This window comes from Limnothrix sp. PR1529, from assembly GCF_002742025.1.
Taxonomy (GTDB): domain Bacteria; phylum Cyanobacteriota; class Cyanobacteriia; order CACIAM-69d; family CACIAM-69d; genus CACIAM-69d.
The window spans coordinates 1-10,695 of the sequence record NZ_LIRO01000140.1 but is presented as its reverse complement, the minus strand read 5'-3'; the positions used below and the strand labels follow the sequence as shown (position 1 = coordinate 10,695).

At 57.2% G+C, this 10,695-nt stretch carries 10 protein-coding genes, 1 tRNA gene and 1 pseudogene; 6 read left to right on the top strand and 6 right to left on the bottom strand.

The window, feature by feature from the left end; all coding sequences use genetic code 11:
• Nucleotides 1–321 (top strand): tetratricopeptide repeat protein (locus AMR42_RS19105; protein ID WP_143473192.1); only part of this gene is annotated, 321 nt, incomplete at its 5' end.
• Between the two features lie 207 nt (nucleotides 322–528).
• Here AMR42_RS19105 and AMR42_RS19100 read toward each other — a convergent pair.
• Together AMR42_RS19100 and AMR42_RS19095 are read right to left on the bottom strand one after the other, a co-directional pair.
• Nucleotides 529–1,095: a Uma2 family endonuclease gene (locus tag AMR42_RS19100; RefSeq protein ID WP_099535425.1), complete on the bottom strand. Its 567-nt coding sequence runs from the start codon at nucleotides 1,093–1,095 to the stop codon at nucleotides 529–531.
• A 59-nt stretch (nucleotides 1,096–1,154) separates the two neighbouring features.
• A pseudogene (locus AMR42_RS19095) lies at nucleotides 1,155–1,547 on the bottom strand (Uma2 family endonuclease); the annotation flags it as partial.
• Nucleotides 1,548–1,800: 253 nt separating this feature from the next.
• On the opposite strand from AMR42_RS19095, the gene AMR42_RS20760 reads away from it, so the two are divergent.
• The 5 genes from AMR42_RS20760 (at nucleotide 1,801) to AMR42_RS19075 (ending at nucleotide 6,791) form a co-directional block, all read left to right on the top strand.
• The gene (locus AMR42_RS20760; RefSeq protein ID WP_158234551.1) at nucleotides 1,801–1,953 is read left to right on the top strand and encodes a hypothetical protein; all 153 of its coding nucleotides are present in this window, start codon (nucleotides 1,801–1,803) and stop codon (nucleotides 1,951–1,953) included.
• 94 nt (nucleotides 1,954–2,047) lie between these two features.
• Nucleotides 2,048–3,373 (top strand): adenylate/guanylate cyclase domain-containing protein, encoded by a 1,326-nt coding sequence (locus tag AMR42_RS19090; protein ID WP_234407106.1) that lies wholly within the window; start codon nucleotides 2,048–2,050, stop codon nucleotides 3,371–3,373.
• A 135-nt stretch (nucleotides 3,374–3,508) separates the two neighbouring features.
• Nucleotides 3,509–5,803 carry a transglutaminaseTgpA domain-containing protein gene (locus tag AMR42_RS19085; RefSeq protein WP_099535421.1) on the top strand — a complete coding sequence of 765 codons (2,295 nt, stop codon included), beginning with the start codon at nucleotides 3,509–3,511 and terminating at the stop codon, nucleotides 5,801–5,803.
• Nucleotides 5,804–5,966: 163 nt separating this feature from the next.
• A complete protein-coding gene (locus tag AMR42_RS19080; protein WP_099535427.1) occupies nucleotides 5,967–6,728 on the top strand; it encodes an HAD family phosphatase in 762 nt (253 codons plus the stop codon).
• Nucleotides 6,719–6,791, top strand: a tRNA-Ala gene (locus tag AMR42_RS19075). The genes AMR42_RS19080 and AMR42_RS19075 overlap by 10 nt, the downstream gene beginning before the upstream one ends.
• A gap of 30 nt (nucleotides 6,792–6,821) precedes the next feature.
• On the opposite strand, the gene AMR42_RS19070 is transcribed toward AMR42_RS19075, so the two are convergent.
• The 4 genes from AMR42_RS19070 to AMR42_RS19055 all read right to left on the bottom strand — a co-directional run bounded on the left by AMR42_RS19070 (nucleotide 6,822) and on the right by AMR42_RS19055 (nucleotide 10,584).
• Entirely contained in the window at nucleotides 6,822–8,165 is a 1,344-nt protein-coding gene (locus tag AMR42_RS19070; RefSeq protein WP_099535419.1) for an ATP-grasp domain-containing protein, read from the bottom strand.
• Nucleotides 8,166–8,365: 200 nt separating this feature from the next.
• Nucleotides 8,366–9,112 carry a hypothetical protein gene (locus tag AMR42_RS19065; protein ID WP_099535417.1) on the bottom strand — a complete coding sequence of 249 codons (747 nt, stop codon included), beginning with the start codon at nucleotides 9,110–9,112 and terminating at the stop codon, nucleotides 8,366–8,368.
• On the bottom strand, nucleotides 9,087–9,236 hold the full coding sequence (locus tag AMR42_RS21695; protein WP_158234550.1) for a pentapeptide repeat-containing protein: 150 nt from the start codon (nucleotides 9,234–9,236) through the stop codon (nucleotides 9,087–9,089). Before AMR42_RS21695 ends, AMR42_RS19065 begins: the two co-directional genes overlap by 26 nt.
• An 88-nt stretch (nucleotides 9,237–9,324) precedes the next feature.
• Nucleotides 9,325–10,584 (bottom strand): type II secretion system F family protein, encoded by a 1,260-nt coding sequence (locus tag AMR42_RS19055; RefSeq protein ID WP_099535413.1) that lies wholly within the window; start codon nucleotides 10,582–10,584, stop codon nucleotides 9,325–9,327.
• Between the last annotated feature and the right edge of the window lie 111 nt (nucleotides 10,585–10,695).

Genomic DNA, 10,695 nt, shown 5'->3' with positions numbered 1-10,695 from the left:
TACGACAGAGCCATCCAATTCCAACCCGACGACCACAAAGCCTGGAACAACCGAGGCATTGCGCTGGTTAAGCTCGGGCGGTATGAAGAGGCGATCGCTAGCTACGACCAAGCCCTCCAATTCAAACCCAACCTCTACCAGGCCTGGTATGGCAAAGCTATCTGTTATGTTAAGCAAGGCCAAGTGGATGAAGCTATTAACCACCTACGACAAGCAATCAAGCTAGACTCTGATGCTCGGAACTGGGCAAAAGAAGCCGACAGCGACTTCGATCCCATCCGCCCAGATCCCCGCTTCCAAGCCCTGATCCAAGAACCGTAGGGTGCAGGGGAAAACGCTCGGAAGGCAATACCAATCGCCATTCATCTCCCATGCACCGCCACCCGTAACGCATGGAACGATGATCGGTTGGGTGGCGATCAATCCACGGTGCATGGGAGAACAAATCAACCATTTCGCAACGATTGCCAATGGCTCCCATGCACCCTACCCGATCATCACTCATCGGTTGGGAGCGATCGCGGCTCGTCAAAAATCCCACGGTTCAAATAACTCCGCCACCGGAAACGCAAACCCGCTCACCACATCCTCCCCCTCCAACAAATCGCCAACCCGCAACAGGCGATCGGGTTCCGGGCCGTGATAGACCAAAATGCAGCGCTCATTTGGGTCAATCTTCCACAGCAAGCGCGTCCCGTGGGCAAAATATTCCACGATCTTTTGGTGCATTTCGTCCACCGTGTTGCCCGGCGACAAAATCTCCACCACCAAATCCGGCGCACCTTCAAAATAGCCTCGGGGCGGACGGCTGAGACCCTGCAACCGAGATCGATCGATAAAAGCAATATCGGGCGATCGCCGGTTGCCATTGCCCAAGGTAAACGCCGTGCTCGAATCACAAACCGCCCCCAAGCGGCGCGATCGCACCCAATTCATCAGCGCCGCCACCAAAACGCAGGCTAAATAGCCATGCTCCATCCCCGAATTGCCCAGATCCACCACCTGACCGTCCACCAACTCGTAGCGATGACCCTCTTTGGGTAAGGCCATCCAGTCTTGATCCGTCCAGGTTTGAGGGCTTGTGGCAATGGTCATTCCCGTTGCGCTCCTGCCGATCGCGATCACCTGTTGCTATTGTGCCGTGGTCTACCCGAAACGCCGTAGGTGTCATAAAACGCCTGCTTTTTCAGCATTTCCCCAAAGCGATTTCCCGGCGACAAAATCTCAAATACCACTTGGGGCGCGATGTTGTTTTCACACCATTGTTTATAGGAACCCCGATCGCCCTTGGGAACCCCAAACGCCACCATCACATCGGGCGCTTGGCGGGTTTTGTTGTCCCCTTCCACCGGATACCAGAGCAGATCGCCCGCCACAAAAACTTGCGGATCGTTGGTAAAGATGGCGGCAAGGTTCATGTAGATCTTTTGGATCCAATGAAACTGTTTCGTGTTGTCGGCGATCGGCTGGCCATCGCTATCGGGATAGTCGATCGGTGGGGGCTGAATCCCTGGTGTGATCGTCGTGGTGGTGGGTTGGGCAATCATCGGTTAGTCCTCACGATCGCGGTTGGTCTCATTATGCCAACGGGGCCTGATGCGAACGGAGCCGGCGATCGCCCGGTGGGGTTTGTGGGGCCCAGGAAACCTGGATTCGGGGGAATTTTGATACGATCGCAGCAGCTTTGTTGCTGGCTCAAGGCTCAAGAGACTTTTGGCTCAAAACCCTAGGCTGAAGGTTGCTTGATGCCACAGTGCGGCCTCAGGGAGCTAAACCGTTGGTGCATCTTTAATCGGCGTATTGTCACGCAGTCTGTCTTTTGGGGGGGCGATCGCCGCTGTGGCGGTCGGTTGTCATCATTTACCGAATTTTGACCACGAAATACCGGGATTTTGGGGGCAATTTCCCTTGAATCTCTGGTTTGAGGCGGATTTGGTCTGTGCGGAGTTGTAGCCCCTACCTAGTAACTGATGGTTACGACAGGCTGCATCGTTTTCGGCCGCATGGCGCTGCGATTATTGTGAATGCTCCAACGACAAGCTCGGCTGTGGTTGCCTCTGGTAGCCCAATTCTGATTGGCATTGCCGATCGGGAGTTGGCGCAGGCCTTGGCCCAGGTGGTGGCGGAGTTAGGGTGCGAAGCCCATTGCCCCGCGAGTTTGGATGAGTTGATGGCGGCGGCCGCTCGGCTCCAGCCGCTTTTGGTGTTGGTGGAGTCTTGGCCGGAGCTGGCGGCCTTGGAACTGTGCCATCAGTTGCGATCGGCGGCTCCTTACCAAAACACCCCGATCGTGCTAGTGGGGACGGCGGGGCAAATCGATCGGGGCGCGTTGTTTGCGGCGGGGGCGGCGGACTATTTGCTGTTGCCCTTGGAACCGGCGGAGGCTTTGGCACGCATTCGGTTGCATTTGGATCGCAGTCGGCTCGATCGACTCCATGAGCGGGCCCGCAATCTGACGCTGTTTCGGGGGCCGGCCCTGTTGGCCGCCAGTTTGCAAAAGCGTTTGCGACGACAGGCAGAATTATTGCAAGAGCAGCTCTTTTTGCTCGATCGGGAAGTGCGGGAGCGGCGGCAAATGGAATCGGCCCTGCGCGATGAGCAAAGCCGCACGCAAAAGTTGCTGTTGAATGTGTTGCCCCAAGCCATTGTCGATCGGCTGGCAAGGGAGGATGGGTTGGCGATGGAAAACGAAATCCTCGCCGATCGGTTTGAGGAAGCCACGATTTTATTTGCCGATATTGTGGACTTCACGCCCCTTTCGGTGCAGTTGCCGCCTTTGGAGTTGGTGCAATTGTTGAATCGAATTTTTTCGGCGTTCGATCGATTAGCCGAAGAATTTGGCCTTGAAAAAATTAAGACGATCGGCGATGCCTACATGGTGGCCGGCGGAATTCCTGTGCCGCGTCCTGACCATGCCCTCACGGTGATGGAAATGGCGATCGCCATGCGTCGGGAAATTAATCAACTGCGGCGAGAAACCGGGCTGCCCTTGGCCTTGCGAATTGGCATCAACACGGGGGCCGTGGTGGCCGGCGTAATTGGCATCAAAAAATTTAGCTATGACCTTTGGGGCGACACGGTCAATGTGGCCAGTCGAATGGAGTCCCAGGGGATTCCCGGCAAAATTCAGGTGACCGAGGCAACCTATGCCTACCTGAAGGATCATTACGAGTTTGAGCGTTGGTCTAATCTGCCAGTGAAAGGGCGCGGTCGCATGACGGCCTATCTCTATGTGCGGCGGCGATCGAGTTCTTGGCCCAATCCGGAAGCCAACTCGGCCTCGGAAGAAACACCGGCCCCTGTGCCCCATGGCACTGACTCGGGGCCGTCGGAGTTGCGATCGCGCGAGCCAACTTCTGAAATTGCTCTTTGATGGGGGTTGAGATCGTGGTGATGATCGCGATCGTTCAGGATCGTGATTGTGACTGTGATTGACTGGTTGAGGATCTGGGGATCTTTGGCCAAGCCATTATCCTGGGAATAGCTGAAGCAAGACCGGGGAACAGGCATGGTTTCGGAAGCGGCAAGAAAGGCTTGGTGGCAACGGCTGCAAACTTGGCAAAATCAACCCCGGCCGCAACCGGAAGAGTCGATCGCCCTGCGAATCTTGGTGCAAATTTTGGTGGCGATCGGGATTTTGGCCACCGATGTGGCCGCTGGAACCCAAACCAGTTGGTGGGCCATTCCCCTCAGCTTTGGCGGGGCCTACTGGAGTTGGCGGCAACGGCGGCGGCGCAACCTGGGGGCACAACTGGCGATCGCGGCGGGAATGCTGGTGGCCTTGGCCGTTTTCTTTCGATCGCTCCTGGGCAATTTGGGAGATACGCGCCTGGTTTTGGCGGAGTTGCTGATCCATTTGCAAGTGCTCCATTGCTTTGACTTGCCCCGGCGCAAGGACTTGGGCTACTCGATGCTGATCGGGCTGATTCTGATGGGGGTGGCCGGAACCCTCAGCCAAACCATGTTGTTTGCACCCGTGTTGGTGGCCTTTGTGGGGGTGGCGCTGCCAATGTTGGTGTTGGACTATCGATCGCGCCTGGGATTGGAACCGGGCGATCGGGATTGGCGCAACCTCACGGGGCTAATTCGGCCGGGTCAGATGGCGCGGTTGTTTGGGGTGGTGGCGGTTTTGGGGCTGGTGGTCTTTGCCCTGCTGCCGCGTTTTCCGGGCTACCAACTGCGCCAGTTTCCGGTGACGGCCCCGCCCAATTTGATGGATCAGATGTTTGATAACCGGGATCAGTCTGCGTCGATTCGCAATCCGGGTTATGGGCAAGATGGCCAAGCCCTCGGGGGAACCAGCGGTGCAGGCCGCGGCCAAACAGACAACACGTTCTATTACGGCTTTAGCAGCACGATCGACCAAACCCTTGAGGGGCAACTGGTTCCCACCTTGGTGATGCGGGTGCGATCGCAGTCGCCGGGCTTTTGGCGAGTATTGGGGTTCGATCGCTACACCGGTCGCGGGTGGGAAATTTCCCGCAATGACGACACCCAAAGCCTGGTGCGGCCCGATTGGTCCTATCGCTTTGTGATTCCGCCGGAGCCAACCCGCGCCCAAATTGAAGAGGTGGTGCAAAGTTACACGGTGCTTTCGGCCTTGCCCAACCTGATTCCCACCCTGGCCCAACCCACGGAGTTGTTTTTCCCAACCCGAGGAATTGCGATCGACAAGGAAGGCAGCATTCGATCGCCCCGCATTTTGGATGAAGGGTTAACCTACTCGGTCATCTCCCAAGTGGCCTACCGCGATCGCACCCGACTGCGCCAGGCCCGCCGTACCTATCCCCCCTTCATTCGGAACTATTACCTCGATGTGCCCGCGGCCTTGCGGCCCAAGTTGCAAAAACGGGCCCAAGAGTTACTCGCGAAGGCTCCCAATGCCCGTAATGATGCGTATGAGCAGGCGCTGTTCTTAGCCCAAGCCCTGAAGCAAACCTACACCGTGCAACCGGACTTGCCGCCACCGGCTGCGGGCGAAGATTTGGTCGATCGCTTTTTGTTTCAGTATCAAGGGGGCTATCCCGATCATTTCCCCACTACCCTCACCCTCATGTTGCGGAGTTTGGGGATTCCGGCGCGGGTGGCGGCCGGGTTTGCGCCGGGTCGGTTCAATCCTTTCACTGGCCTATACGAGGTGTACAACACCGATGCCCATTTGATCACAGAGGTTTATTTTCCCGGGTATGGCTGGTATAGCTTTGACCCGATTCCTGGCCATCCCTTGATTCCACCCTCGATCGAGAAAAATGAAACCTTCAGCACCCTGGAAAAACTCTGGGCTTGGGTGGCCGGTTGGTTGCCCACGCCCCTGCGCAATTGGCTGGATGGGGTGATTTCAGGGGTGTTGGGGGGGCTGCTGGCACTGGTGGGTCGGTTACTGGGTTTGTTAACGGGGGGCTGGACGGGTATTTTGGCGGCGATCGCCCTGGCTTTGGTGGTGGGTGGGGCCCTGTGGTTGGGTTGGTTGGGCTGGCACGCTTGGCAACGGCGGCGGCGCTTGGCTCGGTTAGCCCCGATCGCTGCGTTATATCAGGAGGTGCGCGATTGGTTAGCAGAAGACTGTCCCGCCTATCCTTGGCAAACACCATTGGAATATGTGGCCGCCTATGAACAGTGGCTCGCCCAGCAGGGGGGCGGCCCCGGCGCGGGCGATCGCTTGGCGCTGTTGGCGGCGGTGGCCGGGGCCTACAGTGATTGGCGCTATGGCGATCGCCCGGCGGATGTGGCGGCTTTGCGGGAACAGTGGCAACGGGTGCGACGGCGCGATCGGCCCCGGCTGTTGGGAGCGGCGACTCGCTAGGGGGCAGCCTGGCCTTTGGTGTTCAACGGTGGGGGACTGGTTTGGCGCTAAACTTTTAAGACGCAATTCCCGTTCCCAGGATTCAGGACTCCAATCCGCACCGAAGATCTTCGAGGTTGGGAATCGGTAAAGGCTCCGTTGGCCGTTGTTTGCCCAATTGCCCATGACCCTCAAAGCAATTCTGCTGGACTTTAACGGCACAATCATTAATGACGAACCGCTGCACGGGCAACTTCTGCAAGAGATGTTGCTGAGTGAGAATTTGCGGCCGGATCCGGAGGAGTTCCGCGAGGTCTGTTTGGGCCGGAGCGATCGGGCCTGTTTGCGGGATCTGCTGGCTCGGCGGGGGCGCATGGTGGATGATGACACGCTCGATCGGTTGGTGGCCCGCAAGTCGCAACTGTATCTCGATCGTCTGGCCCACTTGCCCCAACTGCCGATCTATCCGGGCGTGGTGGACTTTTGCAGTCGGGTGCGCACTCTGGGGTTGCCCATGGGAATTGTGACCGGGGCCCTGGCTGCGGAGGTGGAGACGGTTTTGAGTCGGGCGGGGCTGCGATCGTTCTTTAGCGTGCTGATTACGGGTGATATGGGACTAGAGAGCAAGCCCGCTCCCGATGGTTATTTGCAAGCGGTGGCCCAGTTGCGATCGCAGCTCGATCGGCTGGATTTACAACCCCAAAATTGCTTGGCGATCGAAGACACCTACCCTGGCATTGCGGCGGCCAAGGCTGCGGGAATGCAGGTGGTGGGCGTGGCCACCAGCCACCCATTCCAAATGGTGCACCGCCGGGCCGATTGGGTGGTGGACTTTTTAAATACCTTGGATCTCGATCGAGTGCAGCGGCTTTTTGCCGGTCGGGAACGGCCCGAACCGCCGATTGGTGCTACCATGTCCGATACGCCAATTGCCTCGGGGAATTAGCTCAGTTGGTAGAGCGCTGCGATCGCACCGCAGAGGCCAGCGGTTCGAGTCCGCTATTCTCCATTTCAACCAGTTCCCATTTCAACCAGTTCCTTAAACTTGGGGCGCGTTGGCCAACACAGCCGTCAGTTTGGCTGCGGCTTCGAGGCTGTCGGCCAAGGAAATCGGCAAGCTTTCAATTAACTCGCGCGTTTCATCACTGGGTTCTCCCAACACCCGCAGCACGATCGCGGGGCCGCGTCCCTGATTCAGGGCCAAATTATTAGCCCAATTATTCACAGCCAAGTCCCCTTCACTGCGGGTGGTGGAGAGGGGTTGCGGTAATTCTTCCATCGGTTGGGTTTCCTGTCGCCACCAACCATGGCGCTTGGCATATTGATGAATCACTGCCACCACGCCATCCAGGGTGATGGCACTGCCCAACAAATCCAGCAGCACCACCCGCACCGGGTGTGGATGGCTGAGACTGGCTAAGGCCTGTTCGAGCCGCCCTTCTAGGATTTCGGGGCGACCACCGCCCACGGTCCAGCCCACATTGATGAACCCGGCCACGTTGCCCCCAAAGCGGCAAACCAAATCCAAGGCCGCTAAGGTCAGCCCCATGCCATTGCAGACAATCCCGATCGGGGTGCTGGCGTTCTTTTTGCTGCGATCGCCATTGGTGGAATTGCTGCTCTGACCGTTCACGGCCCCCTGAGCACCGTGGGCCGCATTGGCCACCGAAGCGGGCGCGGTTCCGCCCTCAATCCAAACGGGCTTGAGGCTGGGCGGCATCACTACGCCGTTGAGCAAGCATTTCAACTCCGTGTGGCGATCGATCGCACTGTCGTTCACGGTGACTTTGCCGTCCAGGGCCATCAGTTCCCCGGCTCGATCGACCCCTAGGGGATTGATCTCCACCAAATCCAAATCATTTTGGACAAACAGGGCATACATCCGCTCCACAATCTCGCTGACGGAAGGCACTAGCTCGCCCCGCAGCCCCATCTTCAGCACCAAACGGCGGGCATAGAAGGGCGAAAATTCCCCATCCACCAACACCTGATGCACCGTACCGGCGGAAAGCTTGCCATCCATTCCCCCTTGGGTGGATCCCAGCAGCACCGGCCGCCGGGCGTTGTCATCCAGCGCCACCGCCAGATAAAACTCCTGCTCTACGTTGTATTTGGCCTCCGCCAACAGCAATGCAGGACATTCCCCCCCGATCGGCAAGCTGAAAATGGCTTGGGCGGCGGCCACCGCGTCGATCGTGTTGCTGGCGAACCGGATCCCACCAGCACGCCCTCGCCCCCCGGCCCGCACTTGGGATTTCAGGGCGATCGGGTAGGGAATCTTCAATTCCCGCAATTCCTGCAAGCTGGCGATCGGTTGGGAAGGCAGCACCGGAATGCCCATGGCGGCAAACAGGGCTTTTGCCTGATACTCCAGCAAGTCCATCGTTAACCTAGCTAAACGCTGTGGGGAGGGGATGGCCAGCCTTGTGGGATGGCTTTGGCATTATACGATCACGCCGAAAACGGCGCTGTGTCGCCCAATGCCACGCAAGGCACAAAAGCAACCTATTGGATACCGGGCCGAATCCGGGTCTCAGTCGTTGCCCAAGCCCAACTGGGCCCCAAGGGCGCGAGCGGCAACCCTCACTCAACCCAAAGATCGCCTTCCAGCTCTGGATCGGAGGTGGGCTGAGCATCGCGGGCCGATCGCCCCGGGCCTGGATGGGGTGCTTCGCGGGTCAAGTCCGTGGTGGGAGCGGGGGTGTGGTCAACCTGGGGATCGAATCGAGCGGGGGGTTCCGCCTGGGTTGGACAAACCACATAGGGCAAGGTTGCGCCCTTCAAGCCCCGTTGCAACCGTTCGGGCGATCGCTCCGACAGCAAAAACAGCGGATAGATTCGATCGGCCCGATCGCCCACCACATGGCGGTAAGCCAGGGGCATCACCCATTCATAGTCGCGATCGAGCAGCAATTGCGTCTGTCGCCAGCGACTCATCAGCCCATAAAAATCCTCATTGGGCCGATGCACAAACACAAACACCGCCACACCCGTGGTCACCTGCCACTCGGGATCGCACATCAGGAGGGCAATCTCGCAGGGCAACCGTACCGCCTGCCGCCCCGGTTTGTTGGTCGATCGCTCAGACTCGATCGAGTGGCGACGGCGCGATCGGCTCACATCGGCCACCTCGGCCAGTTGGGTCATTTCCAACACATCGGGATCGATCCGCGCCAACGGCAACGTAATCACCACGGTGCTGTCCAGGGGCCGCCGCATACTGGGCAACAGTTCCAAGTAGGGCCGATATTCCCGCAGCAGCTCGATCGCCGCCTGCCGCCCACTATAAGTCGCCAGAATTTCCTCATAATCCGCAGACTTGATGGACATAGGCTGCCTCGCTGATGCTACTGCTCACTCGATCGCTGGAAAAATTTGCCTGAGAAAAGTTCGCCCGCGAAAAATTCGCCTGAAAAAAGTTTGCCTGAGAAAAGCTGACCTGAGAAGAATTCACCTGAAGTTTTGATGATCGATCGCTTTGCCTTGGAGTTTTGGTGGTTGATATTTGGAGTTTTGATGGTTAATAGCGTTGCCTTGCAGCACTACTTAATCGCATCCATCACCGCAAAGATGGGCAAATACATCGCCAACAAAATCGAACCAACCATCCCCCCAATCACCACAATCATCAACGGCTCCAACATACTGGTTAGACCCTTGATTGCTTGCTCCACTTCATCTTCATAAAAGTCCGCCACCTTCATTAGCATTTTGTCGAGTTCCCCGGTTTCCTCACCAATCATCATCATCTGAATGGCCATGGCCGGGAAGACCTTATATCGCTCGATCGCCGCACTGATCGTCCCCCCACCTTGAATTTCGGCAATAGAGGAAGCCACCGCATCCGAAACCACCTGGTTATCGGCGGTATCTTTACAAATTTCGAGGGCTTGAATAATCGGCACACCCGATCGCGTCAACGTCCCAAAGGTGCGGCAAAAACTAGCCACCGAGCTTTTCTGAATGATGTCTCCAAAAATCGGCAACTTCAGAAAGACGGCATCCATTTGGCGCTTGCCAGCCGGTGTTTTGTACCACAGGTCATAGACAACCTTGCCGATGACCAAGGCAATTACCAAAAACACCACATAGAAATTCTTGCGCCCCTTGGGATCATCGTCGGGGAAGGTGGGTCCACGCAAAAACTCACTGATATTAATCATGATTTGCGTGAACGCCGGCAATTCAGCCCCCAATTTATCGAAAATTCCCGTAAAGGTTGGCAGCAGAAAAATGGTCATTCCCAAAAAGATAATGACCGCCAAGGATCCCACTGTGGAGGGATAGGACATGGCGGACTTAATTTGGTTTTGTAGCCGGGCGGCATTTTCCAGCAGGGTTGCCAGTCGGGTGAGCACTTCATCGAGCACCCCCCCAATTTCACCTGCTTCCACCATGGCGCAATAGAGCTTACTGAAGATGTCGCCGTGTCGTTTCAGCGAAGAAGACAGGGTCTCCCCTTCTTGCACATCAGCATTGATTTTAAATAGGGCTTTTTTCAGTTTGGGATTTTCACACTGATTGCTCAAAATATCCAAACATTTCACCATGGCAATGCCCGCATTGAACATGGCGGAAAATTGCCGAGAAAACACGGCCAAATCTTTTACGGTTACGCTGGCTGTGAGGCTGGCGAGGTCAATGTCTAGGCCGCTTTTCTGTTCCTTGAGATCGCGAATTTGGGCTTGGCTAAACCCAGCGGCAATCAGTTTATTACGCGCCCCGTTGATGCTTTCTGCTTCAACAACTTCGCGTTTGCCTTTGCCGTCGGGGCCAGCGATGGTGGCGATGAATTTAGCCATAGGGCGCTGCTCAAACTACGTGAGTCCTCAGAATTCTGTCGAGAGTCCGTTGCCAGGGGTGGCGGCGGCACAGGGGGAAAAGGGGCTGTGGGGGTTGGGCTGGGGTTGATC

Excerpts from the sequence above, each read along its gene's own strand:
- AMR42_RS19080 (WP_099535427.1), top strand. The coding sequence starts at position 5,967 with ATGACCCTCAAAGCAATTCTGCTGGACTTTAACGGCACAATCATTAAT.
- AMR42_RS19085 (WP_099535421.1), top strand. The coding sequence starts at position 3,509 with ATGGTTTCGGAAGCGGCAAGAAAGGCTTGGTGGCAACGGCTGCAAACT.
- AMR42_RS19055 (WP_099535413.1), bottom strand. The coding sequence starts at position 10,584 with ATGGCTAAATTCATCGCCACCATCGCTGGCCCCGACGGCAAAGGCAAA.
- AMR42_RS19070 (WP_099535419.1), bottom strand. The coding sequence starts at position 8,165 with ATGGACTTGCTGGAGTATCAGGCAAAAGCCCTGTTTGCCGCCATGGGC.
- AMR42_RS19065 (WP_099535417.1), bottom strand. The coding sequence starts at position 9,112 with ATGTCCATCAAGTCTGCGGATTATGAGGAAATTCTGGCGACTTATAGT.
- AMR42_RS19100 (WP_099535425.1), bottom strand. The coding sequence starts at position 1,095 with ATGACCATTGCCACAAGCCCTCAAACCTGGACGGATCAAGACTGGATG.